Origin of the sequence: Chryseobacterium gilvum (assembly GCF_025628965.1) — a bacterium.
Taxonomy (GTDB): Bacteria; Bacteroidota; Bacteroidia; order Flavobacteriales; family Weeksellaceae; genus Chryseobacterium; species Chryseobacterium gilvum.
Genome location: NZ_JAOTEN010000001.1, coordinates 1,255,732 through 1,271,609 on the forward strand (window position 1 = coordinate 1,255,732; position 15,878 = coordinate 1,271,609).

Sequence of the window (15,878 nt, forward strand, 5' to 3'; positions counted from 1 at the left end):
TGCTACGCTTGTTCTTATTAACTTCATGTTTTTCTAGTTCTCACTAGCCAATACCTTTTTTCTTAATTGTAATTTTATAGAAACTGGAAGAAATGGAAAAAATTTCCGAAGCAAGATTAGATCTTAATTCAAACTTAGTAATTAATTTAGATTATCCAAAGTTGAGAACTGATAATGGACTTGTTTTAGTTGATTGCTATATAATAAATAAAAATCATGATTTTGAAAACGATCAATTATATTTTAATCAATTAAATAGCGAACTAGAGGAAGGATCATTTGAAATACATGCAATTTCAAAATACGGTAGTAAAATGGTATTTCATAATATGTATCTAAAATCATCAACTTTTCCAAGTTTCGAATTCACATTTATTTGTTTAGATCATTATTCTGAATATATTTTTTGTGAAACTAATATTAAACCTGGTGCTCTTTATATAAACTCAATAATAGTAGAAGGTCTAAATTTAAAATTCAATAAATCTTCTACAATCAAGAGAGAAAGAATAATGTTTGGAATTGATAATTCAAGTACCCTATCTTTCCAACTTGATAATACTGAAGTTAATTTTCAATATTTTAATTTAAAAAGAAAACGATTTTATAATTTTAACATTGGATTAATTGAAAATACAGAAGATTCCAACTCTATAGTGCTTAAATTCTTTGGTGAAAATCTTTTACCTTATAGTGTTTATAAAATTGTGCGATTATCAATAAAATTTTTCCTCTCCTATATTGCTGGGAATAATATTATCATTAGAACAGAATCATTAACCAGGGATCATTATCAATATATTACCAAACAATATTCTTTAGAAAATTTGACAGAAATATATCAAAATGAATTTTTGCCAATATATGATGTTCATTTTAGACATAAAAATCTTTTGCAAGACTACATAGACACATTTCCAACATATCTTTATTTGGATAAATTGATTAATTTAAGCGAGGTGGTATATCTAATTAACCAATCAAAGAAAGTAAATATTGAAAGTGGTTTTTTTATCTTGTTAATTGCAATTGAAAAGTTGTCATATAATTTAATTAATTCGAAACTCATTTCGCTTACTAATAATTTTGTAATAGACAATGAATTGTTCAAATCTTCCAAACTAAAATTAATCCAAAAATTTAAAGAGGTTTTTGAAGATCAAATTTCAAATAAAGAGTTTGAAATATTTAAAAGTAAAATCAATAATTTAAATACAAAAGGGAAAACAGATAATAAAATTGATTTATTATTAGACTATGCTGAAATAGAAAAAAGTGATGATGTGAACCTACTATTCCCTATTCTAAGAAATATAGCTATTCACGAAGGGCAAATCACTACAACTACAAATGATGAATACAAAAATTTTAATTCTTTATGTAATTTAATTAATACAATAATTTGTAATCTTATTCAGTATAAAGGTTTAAGATTTATAGAAAGGAAAAATCAGACAAATTATATTGCAAAAAAAGAAAGGTATAAAGTAGATTATAGAAATTATAGCTAATACCGCTCATATACGAATCCTTTCGTGTAGCAGAATAAATCAATTAATAAACAAAACTTCGCCCTCCGCGAGGTTTCCCCATTAAAAAACACCCCAATCCCCTAAAATTCAAAAATATTTTTATATTTGTTGAAGAAAAAACAAAATGATGATCTCTACAACACACCCGCAGTGCATGCATACGTTTCCTACAAATCCCAATCAGGCATTCCATTCAACGTTACAAAACAGATCGCAAAGACGGTAAAGCACTCCGTATGACCCTCAAAGTAGTTGGGTAACTGCCTTAACCGCTTAGAAACAGCATTCAGGCATTCCGTTGAGCGCATCAACCACTCCGTGAAGACGTTTAAGCATTCCGTTACGGCAATCAACCATTCCGTTGAAGCAATCAACCACTCCGTTGAAGCAATCAACCACTCCGTGAAGGCAATCAAGTACAATTTGCTCTATTTCAATGCTTTACATCCGCTTCTGAAAGATCATTATTATGAACAGATAAGATACAACAGACTTTTAAACTCATTTTAAACACAAAAAACCATTGCATTATGAAAAAAAATCAGGTGACCCGCGACTTCAAACTGGCAGATGCCGTTCTGAAACAAAAAGCAGATGAACTGATCAATCTGATCGACAGAGACCTCACCGAATTTACAGACCGGGGCTACAATACGGATAAAAGAAACGAACTGACCAACGCACGAAACACGGTAGACAGCTTCCCGAACGATGAACAGCTGGAAGCCATAAAAATAAACCTTACCGAACAGAAAGATGCCGCCCGAAGCGCGCTTGAAAAAACCATGCGCAGTATTTTTAATATGGCCGAAAATGTTTTCGGACTGCAAAGTGCCAAATACAAGGAGTTCGGCAATGCCCTGATCAGTCAGCAAAGCGATGCCGAGATCGTGCGCGTCGCCAAAATCATGAGCCTTACGGCTGTTAAATACCTTGCCCAACTTGCAGATGAAGGCCTTACCGCAGACAAGATCAATACCCTGATCTCGCAGCGCAATACTTTTGATACCGCCATCGATGCACAGGCTCAGGGTATTTCTGACCGCGATGTCGCCACAGAAGGCCGTATCGAAGCACTCAATACCCTGTATCAGCTGCTCATCAAATACGCAGGCATCGGCCAGGATATTTTCTATGAAACCAACGAAGCGAAATACAACGATTACCTTATTTATGATACGCCAAGCGGCCTACCGGAACTCCCGCCTGCCAATCCGGTCTGAATCCTATACATCAAAAACATCCCTCTCAGTACTGAGAGGGATTTGCTTTATCTGATGTCAATAAGATTTTATTTTAAAATTCAGATTTGCCCTAGATTTGAGTTTGAATTACTCATTGTTTTGTTGGTGATATTTGTTTACTTTTAGGGAATATAATTTTGATTTATGCATTTAGATCTCCTTAAAAAAAAATTAAAATAAATAATAAAAAAGATAATTCAATATGACCTTAAAAAATACTATCGTGTTTCTATTGGCCTTCCTTTCCTTCACGGTTTTCGGGCAGGAAAAAGGATCTGAAGCAGGTGGACCTCCAAAACTCGATGAACTATTGGGATTCTGGAAAAAAGTAGAACTTCCAAATGAAGAAGAATTTAATAAATCTAACCCATGGCCTCAAAAGTTTCAGTGGTTTGCATTTTACAATAATGGTAAAGTATATTCAATGATGTCTGATGAAGATGCAGATTATTCATCAAAGGATTTAAAAGAGATATTTGCAAGTTTACCTGCAGAAAAAACCCCAAGCTATCAATTAGACGGACAATTTCTAACTATTGATAATAAAGGTATTAAAAACTATCAAGAACTATGGGGAGTAAATTTATTTGCAACCGACGTCAATGATTTTTTTAAAAAAGGCCGTTTAATCATGACATTAGATGATGGGAATGGAAACATAGTTTATTACAGATTATTAAATAGAATTAAATAGTACTTCAAAGCGAAGTTTCATTAATGCACAAACATCTTTAATACTCAACAAAAAATCCCTCTCAATACTGAGAGGGATTTTTTGTTGAGTATCTTTAAGTGTTATTTACATATACGCTTCAATCGGCTCACATGTACACACCAGGTTTCGGTCTCCGTACGCTTCGTCTACTCTTGAAACGGTTGCGAAGAATTTGTGGTCTCTTACCCAATGTAACGGATATGCCGCTTTTTCTCTGCTGTAGGGTTTGTCCCACGAATCAGAAATCACCACCTGCTCGGTATGCGGAGCATTTTTCAAAACATTGTTTGTAGCATCTGCTTCTCCGTTGGCAATCTCGTCAATTTCCTGCTTGATCGCGATCAACGCTTCCGCAAAACGGTCGATTTCAGCTTTGCTTTCAGATTCTGTTGGCTCGATCATCAGCGTTCCTGCAACCGGGAAAGAAACCGTCGGTGCATGAAAACCGTAGTCCATTAATCTTTTTGCGATATCCGCAACTTCAATTCCTAATGATTTGAACTGACGGAAATCTACGATACATTCGTGCGCCACTCTCCCTTCTGTGTTGGAATATAAGATCGGGAAATGCTCGGCTAAAATTTCTTTTAAATAATTGGCATTTAAGATCGCATGCTCCGTTGCTTTTTTCAATCCTGAAGTTCCCAGCATTTTGATGTACGCGTAAGAGATATTTAAGATTAACCCTGAACCATACGGTGCAGCAGAAATCCCTTCAATCGCTTCCTTAGACCCGATTTTAATATTGGCATTGGTCGGCAAGAACGGAACCAGATGTTTCGCTACACAGATCGGCCCTACTCCGGGACCACCGCCACCGTGAGGAATCGCGAATGTTTTATGAAGATTCAGGTGACAAACGTCTGCCCCGATGTTACCTGGACTTGTATATCCTACCTGCGCGTTCATATTAGCGCCATCCATGTATACTTGTCCGCCATGGTCATGAACCATCTGCGTAATTTCTTTAATGTTGGCATCGAAGAATCCATATGTTGACGGATACGTGATCATCACACAGGAAAGGTTTTCAGAATGCTGCTCTGCTTTCGCTTTAAAATCTTCAAAATCGATTTCTCCGCTTTCCAGATTTTTCACGACAACGATTTTCATTCCTGCCATCGCTGCGGAAGCCGGGTTGGTTCCGTGGGCAGACTGAGGAATCAGCACTACATTTCTGTGGCCTTCACCTCTTGAGATATGGTATTCCCTGATCACCATTAATCCTGCATATTCTCCCTGCGCTCCGGAATTCGGCTGTAAAGAAGTCCCTGCAAAACCGGTAATTTCCGAAAGGTCTTTCTCCAGCTCCACGATCATTTCCTGATATCCTGCCGCCTGATTAATCGGTACAAACGGATGCACACTTCCCCACTCGCCCCATGAAAGTGGCAGCATTTGGGTTGCCGCATTCAGCTTCATGGTACAAGATCCTAAGGAGATCATAGAATGCGTCAGTGATAAATCTTTTCTTTCGAGACGCTTGATGTAACGCATCAGTTCGGTCTCCGTGTGGTATTTGTTGAATACTTCCTCGGTAAGGATTTCGTCTTTTCTCAATAATTCCTGAGGGATGCTGTATTCTTCTTTAATTTCTAATTTAAAGCTCTGCTTATCGCTGAACTGGGCAAATGAAGCCATTAATTCGTTCAGTTTTTCCAAAGTTGTGCTTTCGTTGATCGCGATACTTACCACGCCTTCCGTAAAATAGTTAAGGTTGATCTTATGATCCTGCAGCATTCGCATCAGTCTACCTTTCTCATCTTCACTCATGGTGATTTTCACCGTATCGAAAATCGGTTCTTCCACGGTTTGGTATCCTAACGCTTTCAGTCCGTTTTTCAGTGCATTGGCTTTAAAATGGATCTGATCGGCAATGTAGTTTAATCCTTTCGGACCGTGATATACCGCGTACATTCCGGCCATTACGGCTAAAAGAACCTGAGCGGTACATATATTTGAAGTCGCCCTTTCTCTTTTGATGTGCTGCTCTCTGGTCTGTAAAGCCATTCTCAGGGCGCGTTTTCCGTAAAAATCCTGGGAAACCCCGATGATTCTTCCCGGAATATCTCTTTTATAATCGTCCTTACAAGCGAAAAACGCTGCGTGAGGACCTCCGTATCCCATCGGAATACCGAATCGCTGGGAAGTTCCCACCGCACAGTCAGCTCCCATTTCCGCAGGAGATTTCAGCTTTACCAAAGCCATCGGATCACAGGCAAGAACCACCTGTAAATCTAATTTTTTATATTCTGTAATATTCTCTGTATAGTCTAAAACAATTCCGTTTTTCCCCGGATACTGCAATAACACCCCGTAATATGACTCATCCAGCTGATGTGTTGCGTGATCGCCGATTACGATTTCGATCTCAAGGCCTTCCGCTTTGGTTTTCAGCACTGAAACGGTTTGTGGCAATACCAAATCTGAGATAAAGAATTTATTCGCCCCCGATTTTTTCTGATCTTTCGTTCTGTTGTTGAAGAACATGTGCATGGCTTCTGCAGCCGCCGTAGATTCATCCAGCAATGAAGCATTGGCCAGGGTAAAACCTGTCAAATCGCACACGACAGTCTGATAATTGAGCAGCGCCTCCAGTCTTCCCTGAGCAATCTCAGCCTGGTAAGGAGTATAGGCGGTGTACCAACTTGGATTTTCAAAGATATTTCTCTGAATTGCCGAAGGCAAAAGGGTGTTATGATATCCAAAACCGATGTAATTCGTAAAATCGGCATTTTTGGAAGCCAATTCTTTCGAATGATTCAGCATTTCATATTCTGAAAGCGGTTCTGAAATTTCAAGGTCTTTATCTAAACGGATAGATGCGGGGATGGTTTGAGAAATTAATTCTTCGATACTTGAAACGCCCACTTTTTCCAACATCGCCATTTTATCGGCTTCATTCAGGGAAATGTGACGGCTCACAAACTGTTCTGTATTCATTTTTGTAATTAGATTTTGTTTGTAAAAAAGGATGGGTAAAATTACGCTTTTTTACGCAAAGTAGCAATGGTAAAAACCGGGCTTATTTATTTTCAGAATTTTATTAATTATATTTATTCTAAATTAATATATTTGCAGCATGAATATCATCATTCCATTTAAAGTACCGCCATTGGCTCCGGCATTTTCTTTTAAAAATGAAGAAATGTTCTGTGAAAAAAAATCCTGCTGTAAGAAGTTTAAGAAAGGAAAAAGGTGCAAAAAATGCCCAGGAAGAAAAAAACTGGCTTAACCGCCCAACGTTTTTATTAAAAAATAAAGCGCAATCGCTAAAATAACAATGCCCCACATCAGCATGATTATCTTAGGCTGGCCTCTTCGGTTTATTGCTGTTCTCGGCTGTGACCTGAAAAGCTCTTCGGCCTGATCTCTTAGTTTTTCGGAGTCTGTTTCAAAAACTTCGGTAATCGTGATTCCCTGAACCGCCGTTTTATGTAAAAGCGAATTGGTGGCATGCAGCAAAAGCTGAAATTTTCCGTTTTTAAATTCTGTAATTTTAAAAACCCTTTCTCCATACGCTTTTTCAAGCCCGAAAGGCATAACTTTTACAATATCCGCATTCTGGGTCTGCCAGTTAATGATGATTTCCTCTCCTTTTTTCGCGTGAATTTTATTGGCGGTAAAATTTTTAATGGATGGCGGAACTGTATACCGGAAGCTTTTCTGATGGCTTTCCAGATTCTGATCATACGATATCCTTCTTCCTTTATCACTTAACGTTTCATACGCTTCCTGGATTTCCCGGAAACGATCGGCAAAAAAGTCATCATTTTCATTTTTGTCGGGATGGTATTTTAATGAAAGTTTTCTGTATGCTTTTTTGATGTCTTCTTCTGAAGCATCATGCGCAATCCCAAGAAAATAATAGTAATCTTTCACCCGATCTACAATTTGAAAAACAAAAATATTAAATAAATATCAAAAGTTGCCCACTTTAGTCATAAGTTGTAGTGAAGATGTTTTGTGATTGAAATATAAAAAACCGGCGCGGGAAGCAAAGCTTCCCGCGCCGGTTTTAAACAATGTTAATTTAATTAAAGATGATATTATGCTTCGTGCATATGATTTTTTTTACGGCATCTTGAAGCGAATTCCTTCTTGAACTTTCCTTTCATTTCCTGGTATTGCTCTTCATCCATTTCCCTGATTTTATCTGCCAATCCGAAAGGCGACCGCTCTTTGATCCCGTATTCATTAAAAATACCTTTTACAAATCTTTTTCTTCCGATTGCTTTTTTAGCAATCATTGCAATTCCTGCAACAACTAATGCCCCTAAAGCTCCTTTTAATACTGAATTTTTCATTTCTTAAATTTTAAATTTTACTACTTCTTTTTATGATAGACGAACGAATTTTAATTTTTACTTTACTACTTCTTTAAAAATTTTAAATTATTCGTTATTTCTGTTAAAAAAACCACCTGAACATTTCTGTCTCCAGATTTCTTTAAATTTTTCTTTTTCTTCCGGTGACATGGCTTCCATTTTATGCTTCAGATGCTTTTCTTTCATATCACGCATTCCCTGGCCAAACTTTCCGTGAAAGCCGCCAAAAAGAATTTTACTTAAAACCAGTATTCCCATGGCTTGCCAATACGTAATTGCTTTTACACTCAACACATCGGGAAGAATAGAGTTCCAAAGCCACATGACAATCAGAGCAACCGCTAAAAGAATCAATGGCGGACATAAAAATAAAAGAGCCCAACTTTTTTTATATTTATTATTCATGATATTTTTTTCTAATTATTTAAGTCTTCGTATAATTTTCTTAATCTGTTTCGCAGATGCTTTACTGCATAGTTTTTTCTACTGATAATGGTTTTTATATTTTCGCCCTGCTCATCTGCGATTTGCTGCAATGTCTTATCGTTCAGTTCGTTTTCCATATACACCAGCTTTTGTTTTTCGGGAAGTTCTTCCAGCGCTTCAAAAAGTTTTTTCCAGATCTCGTCCTGAAACATTTTTACTTCCGGACCTGCGCTGTCATCCATCAGCAGAATATCTTTAATGGAAAACTCGCCGTCTTCATCTTCATATACAAAATCTTCCAGGTTTTCTGTTTTCTTTTTCCGGTATTTATCGGTGATTTTATTGGCGGTAACGCGGTAAAGCCATCCACCGACGTTCACAATTTCCGACAGATTGGTAATGCTGCTGAACTGATACCATACTTCCTGCAGGATATCTTCGGCATCTTCCGTGTTTTTTACTTTCGGGCGAATAAAAGACATCAGTTTTCCACCGTAGTTGGATACGGTTTGCGAAATGATGCTCTCTTTTTCTTTTTGTGGCATTGTTATTTTTTCGGCAATCTCCATATTGCTATGACGATTGTATGTTTTGTTTTACTTTAATGAAATGTAAAGATTTTTTTTGACACGGCAATTTCCTTTTAACAACCGTATTTTAATCAATGATATTAAAAAAAAACGGAAAGCGAACACTTACCGTTTTATATATTTAACTTTAATCTTTTACTGTAAATAAATTCCAAAAAACCACGTCCATAAGATTAATATAATCTGCATCGGAATTCTTTCTCTGTATAAGTAACGCATTCCGGGACCGGTATAATCTGCCTTGAAAATATTGATCTTTTTCTGAGATGAATGAATATTGGCAATAAAAACCAAAATATAAAAAATGATCAGCAAAACGGCTGTTAATTCACGGATTGAAGGAAACAGTAAACCGATTCCCGCTACAATTTCTGCAATGCCCGTAAAATAAACCCAAAATAACTTTCCCGGAATAAAATCCGGAATCATCATCGTCATGCCTTTTTGAAATTTAAAGTGTGAAAAACCCACAAAGAACAAAAAAACGGCCATCCCGAAGTTTCCCGAAAAAAGAAAATTCCAGTCATTTTGAAAGATATACATACCTAATAATGCTAGAATGAATGCTGTAAATAAAATTACTAATAATTTCATGGTTGTTCTGCAAGATTTTTAATGATTTCAAGGCCTTTTTCAAAACCTTCATTCATCAAATCCCTGAATTCTTTTTCAGTCTGGACTTCTGCATGAAGCTTAGTTTTACCTTTAAGATCAATCAGAATATATTTTTCATAAGCACCGTTCCATTCAGATATTTTTTTGCTTTGGGTATCTTCAATTCCATCATTTATAATTCCAAGATGTTTAAAAATTATATGATCTGGTTCTTCTAGAGAATCAATCGTAGAAACCATACCGTCTCCGTTTTCATCCAGAAAATAGGTTTTTCCGTTCACTTTCCAGTCAGACTTCATTACAGAACCTCCGCCGAAAAACTGAGTCCACTCCCGGTATGTTTTTTCTCCCCATAGAATATCCCAGATTTTCTGTTTTGGTGCATTGATTACGATTTCGTACGATAAAGTTTCCATAATAGTGATTTTAGTGGTTCTTTAAGCATGTCACAATCTGCGCCAAAGTATAGGATTCAGGTTTATATTCTTTTTAAAGTTGGTTTTCAGCCAAATTTTTAACATTCTGCAGTGCTTTTGGGAAGTGTTCTTCGAAAAACCCTTTGAATTCTTCTGACGTTTTAATCTCAGATCTCAATAAGGTGCCGTCTTCTGTTTCTTGGAGGAAATAAGACTCTGTCGCATCTCCCCATTCCTGAGGTACTTCTACGCCATCATAAATTTCGCCTAAATGAAGGAAGGTGATTTCTTTATTAGGGATGTTTTTCAGAATGCGGCTGTACATTCCGTTGTTTTTGGGATCAAGAAATTTTACCATACTTTTTTCTTCGAGCGTTCCCTGATAAAATGAGCCATCGGTGAAAGCGGAAGTCCATTGCCGATAAGTGGTATCATCCCAAAGCACCGACCATACTTTTTCAGGGGTTGCATTGATTTGAAATTCGAATATTAAAGTTTCCATAGTTTTAAATTAAGTTTAAATGAATAATGTATTATTTTTATCCTCCGACAAAATCTCCGCCGTTGATATGAATAATTTCTCCCGTAATATAGCTTGAATCTTCTGATGCCAGAAAAACATACGCAGGTGCAACTTCTGAAGGTTGACCGGCTCTTTTTAACGGAGTATCTTTCCCGAAACTCGCAATATCGTCGAATGTTTCCTTTACCAAAGGAGTCCAGATCGGTCCCGGAGCAATTCCGTTCACTAATATTTTTTTCTCAGCAAGATTGGTAGCCATAGAACGTACAAATGTAGCAATTGCGCCTTTTGTAGCAGAATAATCAATAAGGTGTTCACTTCCACGGTATGCGGTAACTGATGTGGTACAGATAATTCTGGAACCCTTTTTCATGAATGCAAGACAATCTCTCGTGAGAGAAATCATAGATATGATATTGACATTAAACGTTCTGCTGATCTGCTCGTCTGAAATTTTTTCTACCTCACTTTCCGGAAACTGAATTCCTGCATTGTTTACCAGAATATCAAGATTTTTCCATTTTTTCTGTATTAGATCCAGACATTTTGCACGAAAATTCTTTTTAGAGATATCTCCTTTCAGAAGAATACATTCCCGCCCTTCCTTTTGAACCAGTTTTTGAGTTTCTCTGGCATCTTTGTCACTTTCTTTATAAATGATGGCAATATCTGCACCTTCCCTGGCAAAATGTACTGCAACCGCCTGTCCGATGCCGCTGTCTCCTCCTGTAATGACTGCTTTTTTATTGAGAAGTTTGTAGCTTCCCGTATAATTTTTACGGATAATTTCCGGATATAACCCATCCGCAGGAACCTTGGATAAAGACTTTGACCTGTTCTGTGTTTTCATAAGCAATTTTTTATCATTCACATCAAACAGTACGCCGCAACTATTAAGAAGAATACGCTTCTTCTAAATCTGCAATGACAATTTTCTGCATCTTCATCATAGCCTGAACGACTTTCTGAGCTTTTTCCTGATCAGGATCGCTCATCAGCTGAATCAGTTTTTTAGGGACAATCTGCCAACTGAATCCGAATTTGTCTTTCAGCCAGCCACATCTGCTTTCAGTACCTCCGTCAGAAGTAAGAGAATTCCATAACCGGTCTGTTTCTTCCTGATCATTGGTCATGACCACCATAGAAATCGCTTCATTAAAATCAAACTGATGATCATAAGAATTATCCATACAAAACAGAGAATAACCGCTGATTTCAAAATGAGCATGCTGAATATTTTCCGGAATTTCGTGGTTTTCTTCTCCTACACCATCACCATATTTTAACACGTTTCCTATTTTTGACCCGGGAAATATTTTTGTATACAGTTCCATGGCTTCCATCGCTTTTCCGTTATTATCGTGAATAAACATTAAAGTAGGAATGATTTTCTGATTTCCTATATTTTCATTTAAATTCAACTGCCACGTAACGCCAAATTTATCTCGGATCCAACCATATTTTTTGCTCCATGGATAAGAGTCGAGCGGCATTAATGCAACACCTCCACTTTCCAGCTGATCCCAGTAATTCTGTATTTCTTCTTCAGTCTCGCACATCACCATGAATGAAACCGAAGCATTTTTTTCAAAATACGGACCGCCATTGAGAAGCATAAATTTCTGGCCGAAAAGATCAATATTTAAAACTACGGGCGTATCTGCCGTAATGGCTCCTCCAAATATTTTGCAGTAAAATTCTGCAGACTGTTTGCCGTCATCATTATACCAGAGACAGGGGAAAATATCATTATTCATTTTAAAATTTTTTAGAAAATTAGTTTGAGCAAAATCACTAAATTAAGGAATTCTGTTCTGTAAATTATTGAGTTTTTTTCAAATTAAATACCGTCGTGGTCAAAAAATACATGATGTTCTTCCATATATTTTTTCAATTTTAACATGGTGTTTTTTCCGAAACCGTGGAGGTTTGAAATTTCTTTTTCAGAATATGCTGAAAGCTTGTCCAAAGAATCTATTTTTTCTTTTCTTAGCGCTCTTCTTGCGGGCATTGCAATAGTTCCTTCCAAAAAGTCATTTTTTTCAACATGATGATCAGGGTTAACGGAACGTAAACATTTTGCCATTATAATCAGATTGATCATGCTCAGAAAATTATCAGTTGTTCTCTACGTACTTTTGAAAATTATTTAAAATAGCATACCATCCGTCGCGCTGCATTTCTATAGGATTCTGCTGTTCAGGATCAAAAATCTGGATTACTTTTGTCGTATCGCCATCTATTTTTTGAAACTGTATTTCTACGTTTCTTCCATCTTCAAGATGATATTTTATTTTTTCTCCCGGGATTACTTCATCATATATTCCTTCAAAGTCAAATCCGAAGCTCCCATCTTTGGCTTCCATTCTGGTTTTGAATTTTCCGCCTGCCCGAAGATCATTTTCTGATGACGGACATTGCCATGATTCATGCGCGAAATTCCACTTCGTAATATGATCCGGAGTATTGAAATAATCCCATACTTTTTGTACCGGTGCTGAAATCGTACTATTTATTGTTATTGGTTCCATCTTAATTATATTTGTGTGTATAGTTATAATTGCAGTGTCATTAAATATAAGACTATTTAGTGTATTGCTCGTTATAATTGATCATCCAGTGAATCCCGTATTTATCCTGAAAGCTGCCAAAGTAATCTCCCCAGAACTGGTCTTCAAGTGGCATTTCGATATTTCCTCCTTCTGAAAGGCCTTTAAACAATTGATCTGCTTCTTCACGGGATTCGGGGAAAATCGAAACATAATTATTGTTCCCAACCGTTAAGTTTTGCCCGAAACTCGGCACAATGTCTGAAGCCATTAAAAGGTCGTTTCCTATTGGCAATGCGATATGCATCACTCTGTTTTTCTCTTCTTCAGATAGATTTTCGGTTCCGGGAGCATTTCCCATTTTGTGGATTTCACCCAGAAATTCTCCACCGAAAACAGATTTGTAAAAGGTAAAAGCTTCTTCCGCTTTACCATCAAAATTTAAATATGAATTTAATTTTGCCATGATATTTATTTTTAAGTTTGTTTTTTATTATAAGGAGGTTTTTGCATAATAATCTCACCTTTTTAACGCAAGAATGCAAAGACTTTTTGAAATGATTGAGAATAGTTTTAGTTTGCACGGTCGTTTAACTCAGCATTATTAGAACTCTATATGCGCTTCATCTTAGTCTAAAAACTTCTCTACCGTATTTACAGTCGTATCAATCAGGTTTTTGTCTACATTTCCATTAAAATCTGCCATCATATACGAACCATGTGTTGCCGGTAAAATCATCAATCGGGCATCCTTGACCCATCGCCACATTTCTGCGGCATGTTCTGGCTTCATCACATCCTGATCACCTGAAATGAACAATGTCTTAGCCTTGATGGAAGTTAAAATTTTCTCATCCCAGTCTTTGAAAGTCTGCATTCTTGTACAGTCTTTTTCAAACATGTTTTCAAGCTTTGAAATGTCTGGATTCAGCTGTAAAAAATTATTTTTAAGCATTTCCGGCATTGATTGTAAATCAGCTTGCATCATATTTCCAAAGAAACCGTCTATTATTCCGCTTCTTTTGTAAAATGCAGATGCCACAATCAGCTGATTTACTATTTCCGGATGGCGATGAGCGATCTGCATCACCGTATTTCCACCGTTGCTGAAACCCCAGAAAGAAGCTTTTTTAATTTTTAACTGTTTCAGGACCGCGGCAACATCATCTGCATCCTGCTCGAAAGTTTCGGGAATATCGCGATGTGCGGTTAAACCATGGTTTTGAAGATCAATTCCGATTAACTGAAACTTGCTTTCCAGTCTTGGAATAATTTCTTTATAATCAAATGAAAAAGAGCTTCCGCCACCATGAATTAAAACTAACGATTTTCCGGAACCATACATTTCGTAATAGAACTGAATTCCGTTTGCCGATTGATATCCTTTTTCAGTGAGGCTCATAGATCAGTATTTTATGTTTTCATCGAAATCATACTTCATTCCTTCATATCCCAAAATTCTTCGCATTAAGCCTATTTGCCCGCATAAATAATCTTCACGCCCGATGCACATTCCTATAAAATTCAGCACGTTTTCAGGAAAAAAATCAATATTCATCCCCATTGGAAAAGCTTTATCCAATTCTTCATCTGAGATTTCCAGTAACTTTTGATAGACCAAAGGTGAAATTGTATGAAAAGAATCTTTAAGCTGTTTAAGAGAAGGATAAGTCATATTTTCATCCAGAGCTTTTCCCTGAAAGAAAAAGTCTTTATATTGAAATTCTTCATCCAGTCCGAGTATATTTCCTAAAGCATAGCGCATATCGAGAAAGTTACCGACCATCCAGATAATATGATTGGTTCTGCCTTCAATTCTTTTCAGTGCATCTTCTTCAGAAATGCCTTCAAGTGCCATGATAAAGCTTTGGCTATGCCCTCTGAAAGCCGGAATGATAATGTCTAATTTTTTTGATTTCGGTATATCCATTTGATGTTATATTTGAAGTAGTTTTTAGAAATTTTTATTTTATCGCGCCGGACTTACCGAGAATCCTTCTGAGATATCCGAGCTGGCCGCTGTGATACGCTTCATGAAAAGAAAGTGTTGCAATATCTTTAAGACGTTCGGGACTGAAGCTTTCTATACTGCTGAGCTTTGATTCTAATTTTTCCTGAGAATCTTTTAAATACGTTTTAAGTTCTTCGAATGTCGCAAACTCATGCTGTCTTTGCAAAGGAATTTCTCCTCGGTTATAGCCGGAAAACTTTTCACTGTCCCAAACTGAATGTTCGTCTAAAATTTGTAAGAAGGCATTTCTGATATAGATGATGTGGCCGAGAACCCAGTTCATGCAATTGGCTTCATTATTAGGAAAAACCATTGCTTCTTCATTGGTAATCCCATCAATATTCATGAGTATTACTTTGTAGGTGCTGGTTGCCTGAATTCTTATAATTTCAATATCGTTTTTCATAAATTTGGATTTAACGGGGTTGAACAGCAATTTTACTTTTAAAAATTGCTTCTGAAGAGTCTGAAATTGAGAAATTTATTCCGTAGGAAATTGAGAAATGTCTGCATGGATTACATTCCATCCATGTCCGTTGATATCCCAGAAAGAATTCTGATACATCCAGCCATGATCCTGCGCTTCTTCATGTTGATACGCTCCGTTTTCGACAGCGGCGTTCACTACCTGATCTACTTCTTCACGGCTGTTTAAGCTGATTGCCACCAAAACCTGTGTGGTATCCCCTTTCGGAACCGGCCTTTCGGAAAAAGTCTGGAAATATTCCTCGGTTAAAAACATGATTTGAATATCATCATTCAGCGCTATGCACACCGCTTTTTCGTCAGAAACCTGATCATTAACAGAGAATCCGATTTTTGTCCAGAATTCTTTTGTTTTCTGAATATCTTTAACCGGGAGATTGACATAAATTTGCTTGATTTTCATGATGTAATTTTTAATGTTAAACTTTTAACCAAAATTACAA

20 protein-coding genes are annotated in these 15,878 nt (G+C 36.7%); 3 read left to right on the forward strand and 17 right to left on the reverse strand.

Annotated elements, in window-relative coordinates; genetic code table 11:
• Positions 1–92 precede the first annotated feature (92 nt).
• From N0B16_RS05815 to N0B16_RS05825, 3 genes are all read left to right on the forward strand, one after another.
• Positions 93–1,511 (forward strand): hypothetical protein, encoded by a 1,419-nt coding sequence (locus N0B16_RS05815; RefSeq protein ID WP_262989785.1) that lies wholly within the window; start codon positions 93–95, stop codon positions 1,509–1,511.
• Between the two features lie 551 nt (positions 1,512–2,062).
• Positions 2,063–2,755 (forward strand): hypothetical protein, encoded by a 693-nt coding sequence (locus N0B16_RS05820; protein WP_262989786.1) that lies wholly within the window; start codon positions 2,063–2,065, stop codon positions 2,753–2,755.
• A 244-nt stretch (positions 2,756–2,999) separates the two neighbouring features.
• Positions 3,000–3,470 (forward strand): hypothetical protein, encoded by a 471-nt coding sequence (locus tag N0B16_RS05825; RefSeq protein WP_262989787.1) that lies wholly within the window; start codon positions 3,000–3,002, stop codon positions 3,468–3,470.
• A 105-nt stretch (positions 3,471–3,575) separates the two neighbouring features.
• On the opposite strand, the gene gcvP is transcribed toward N0B16_RS05825, so the two are convergent.
• The 17 genes from gcvP to N0B16_RS05910 all read right to left on the reverse strand — a co-directional run bounded on the left by gcvP (position 3,576) and on the right by N0B16_RS05910 (position 15,838).
• Positions 3,576–6,434 carry an aminomethyl-transferring glycine dehydrogenase gene (gcvP, locus tag N0B16_RS05830; RefSeq protein WP_262989788.1) on the reverse strand — a complete coding sequence of 953 codons (2,859 nt, stop codon included), beginning with the start codon at positions 6,432–6,434 and terminating at the stop codon, positions 3,576–3,578.
• A gap of 288 nt (positions 6,435–6,722) precedes the next feature.
• On the reverse strand, positions 6,723–7,373 hold the full coding sequence (locus N0B16_RS05835; RefSeq protein ID WP_262989789.1) for a J domain-containing protein: 651 nt from the start codon (positions 7,371–7,373) through the stop codon (positions 6,723–6,725).
• Between the two features lie 167 nt (positions 7,374–7,540).
• Entirely contained in the window at positions 7,541–7,798 is a 258-nt protein-coding gene (locus tag N0B16_RS05840) for a hypothetical protein (protein ID WP_262989790.1), read from the reverse strand.
• An 87-nt stretch (positions 7,799–7,885) separates the two neighbouring features.
• Positions 7,886–8,224, reverse strand: a complete 339-nt coding sequence (locus tag N0B16_RS05845) for a hypothetical protein (RefSeq protein WP_262989791.1) — start codon at positions 8,222–8,224, stop codon at positions 7,886–7,888.
• Between the two features lie 11 nt (positions 8,225–8,235).
• A complete protein-coding gene (locus N0B16_RS05850) occupies positions 8,236–8,790 on the reverse strand; it encodes an RNA polymerase sigma factor (protein ID WP_262989792.1) in 555 nt (184 codons plus the stop codon).
• A gap of 180 nt (positions 8,791–8,970) precedes the next feature.
• Positions 8,971–9,429, reverse strand: a complete 459-nt coding sequence (locus N0B16_RS05855; RefSeq protein ID WP_262989793.1) for a DoxX family protein — start codon at positions 9,427–9,429, stop codon at positions 8,971–8,973.
• Positions 9,426–9,866, reverse strand: coding sequence for an SRPBCC family protein (locus N0B16_RS05860; protein WP_262989794.1), 441 nt, complete (start codon positions 9,864–9,866; stop codon positions 9,426–9,428). Before N0B16_RS05860 ends, N0B16_RS05855 begins: the two co-directional genes overlap by 4 nt.
• Positions 9,867–9,939: 73 nt before the next feature.
• Positions 9,940–10,368: an SRPBCC family protein gene (locus N0B16_RS05865; RefSeq protein ID WP_262989795.1), complete on the reverse strand. Its 429-nt coding sequence runs from the start codon at positions 10,366–10,368 to the stop codon at positions 9,940–9,942.
• Positions 10,369–10,405: 37 nt separating this feature from the next.
• Entirely contained in the window at positions 10,406–11,239 is an 834-nt protein-coding gene (locus tag N0B16_RS05870) for an SDR family oxidoreductase (protein ID WP_262989796.1), read from the reverse strand.
• 43 nt (positions 11,240–11,282) lie between these two features.
• Positions 11,283–12,146 carry a VOC family protein gene (locus N0B16_RS05875; RefSeq protein WP_262989797.1) on the reverse strand — a complete coding sequence of 288 codons (864 nt, stop codon included), beginning with the start codon at positions 12,144–12,146 and terminating at the stop codon, positions 11,283–11,285.
• 83 nt (positions 12,147–12,229) lie between these two features.
• A complete protein-coding gene (locus tag N0B16_RS05880) occupies positions 12,230–12,475 on the reverse strand; it encodes a helix-hairpin-helix domain-containing protein (protein ID WP_262989798.1) in 246 nt (81 codons plus the stop codon).
• A 31-nt stretch (positions 12,476–12,506) separates the two neighbouring features.
• Positions 12,507–12,920: an SRPBCC family protein gene (locus N0B16_RS05885; RefSeq protein ID WP_262989799.1), complete on the reverse strand. Its 414-nt coding sequence runs from the start codon at positions 12,918–12,920 to the stop codon at positions 12,507–12,509.
• A gap of 52 nt (positions 12,921–12,972) precedes the next feature.
• The gene (locus N0B16_RS05890) at positions 12,973–13,404 is read right to left on the reverse strand and encodes a VOC family protein (protein WP_262989800.1); all 432 of its coding nucleotides are present in this window, start codon (positions 13,402–13,404) and stop codon (positions 12,973–12,975) included.
• Between the two features lie 162 nt (positions 13,405–13,566).
• The gene (locus N0B16_RS05895) at positions 13,567–14,340 is read right to left on the reverse strand and encodes an alpha/beta fold hydrolase (protein ID WP_262989801.1); all 774 of its coding nucleotides are present in this window, start codon (positions 14,338–14,340) and stop codon (positions 13,567–13,569) included.
• A gap of 3 nt (positions 14,341–14,343) precedes the next feature.
• Entirely contained in the window at positions 14,344–14,868 is a 525-nt protein-coding gene (locus N0B16_RS05900) for a DinB family protein (RefSeq protein WP_262989802.1), read from the reverse strand.
• A gap of 34 nt (positions 14,869–14,902) precedes the next feature.
• On the reverse strand, positions 14,903–15,355 hold the full coding sequence (locus tag N0B16_RS05905) for a DinB family protein (RefSeq protein ID WP_262989803.1): 453 nt from the start codon (positions 15,353–15,355) through the stop codon (positions 14,903–14,905).
• A 75-nt stretch (positions 15,356–15,430) separates the two neighbouring features.
• Positions 15,431–15,838: a VOC family protein gene (locus N0B16_RS05910; protein WP_262989804.1), complete on the reverse strand. Its 408-nt coding sequence runs from the start codon at positions 15,836–15,838 to the stop codon at positions 15,431–15,433.
• Positions 15,839–15,878: the final 40 nt, after the last annotated feature.

Excerpts from the sequence above, each read along its gene's own strand:
- N0B16_RS05855 (WP_262989793.1), bottom strand. The coding sequence starts at position 9,429 with ATGAAATTATTAGTAATTTTATTTACAGCATTCATTCTAGCATTATTA.
- N0B16_RS05865 (WP_262989795.1), bottom strand. The coding sequence starts at position 10,368 with ATGGAAACTTTAATATTCGAATTTCAAATCAATGCAACCCCTGAAAAA.
- N0B16_RS05910 (WP_262989804.1), bottom strand. The coding sequence starts at position 15,838 with ATGAAAATCAAGCAAATTTATGTCAATCTCCCGGTTAAAGATATTCAG.
- N0B16_RS05890 (WP_262989800.1), bottom strand. The coding sequence starts at position 13,404 with ATGGCAAAATTAAATTCATATTTAAATTTTGATGGTAAAGCGGAAGAA.
- N0B16_RS05895 (WP_262989801.1), bottom strand. The coding sequence starts at position 14,340 with ATGAGCCTCACTGAAAAAGGATATCAATCGGCAAACGGAATTCAGTTC.
- N0B16_RS05820 (WP_262989786.1), top strand. The coding sequence starts at position 2,063 with ATGAAAAAAAATCAGGTGACCCGCGACTTCAAACTGGCAGATGCCGTT.
- N0B16_RS05875 (WP_262989797.1), bottom strand. The coding sequence starts at position 12,146 with ATGAATAATGATATTTTCCCCTGTCTCTGGTATAATGATGACGGCAAA.
- N0B16_RS05850 (WP_262989792.1), bottom strand. The coding sequence starts at position 8,790 with ATGCCACAAAAAGAAAAAGAGAGCATCATTTCGCAAACCGTATCCAAC.
- N0B16_RS05815 (WP_262989785.1), top strand. The coding sequence starts at position 93 with ATGGAAAAAATTTCCGAAGCAAGATTAGATCTTAATTCAAACTTAGTA.
- N0B16_RS05885 (WP_262989799.1), bottom strand. The coding sequence starts at position 12,920 with ATGGAACCAATAACAATAAATAGTACGATTTCAGCACCGGTACAAAAA.
- N0B16_RS05860 (WP_262989794.1), bottom strand. The coding sequence starts at position 9,866 with ATGGAAACTTTATCGTACGAAATCGTAATCAATGCACCAAAACAGAAA.
- N0B16_RS05870 (WP_262989796.1), bottom strand. The coding sequence starts at position 11,239 with ATGAAAACACAGAACAGGTCAAAGTCTTTATCCAAGGTTCCTGCGGAT.
- N0B16_RS05840 (WP_262989790.1), bottom strand. The coding sequence starts at position 7,798 with ATGAAAAATTCAGTATTAAAAGGAGCTTTAGGGGCATTAGTTGTTGCA.
- N0B16_RS05900 (WP_262989802.1), bottom strand. The coding sequence starts at position 14,868 with ATGGATATACCGAAATCAAAAAAATTAGACATTATCATTCCGGCTTTC.
- N0B16_RS05905 (WP_262989803.1), bottom strand. The coding sequence starts at position 15,355 with ATGAAAAACGATATTGAAATTATAAGAATTCAGGCAACCAGCACCTAC.
- N0B16_RS05880 (WP_262989798.1), bottom strand. The coding sequence starts at position 12,475 with ATGGCAAAATGTTTACGTTCCGTTAACCCTGATCATCATGTTGAAAAA.
- N0B16_RS05845 (WP_262989791.1), bottom strand. The coding sequence starts at position 8,224 with ATGAATAATAAATATAAAAAAAGTTGGGCTCTTTTATTTTTATGTCCG.
- gcvP (WP_262989788.1), bottom strand. The coding sequence starts at position 6,434 with ATGAATACAGAACAGTTTGTGAGCCGTCACATTTCCCTGAATGAAGCC.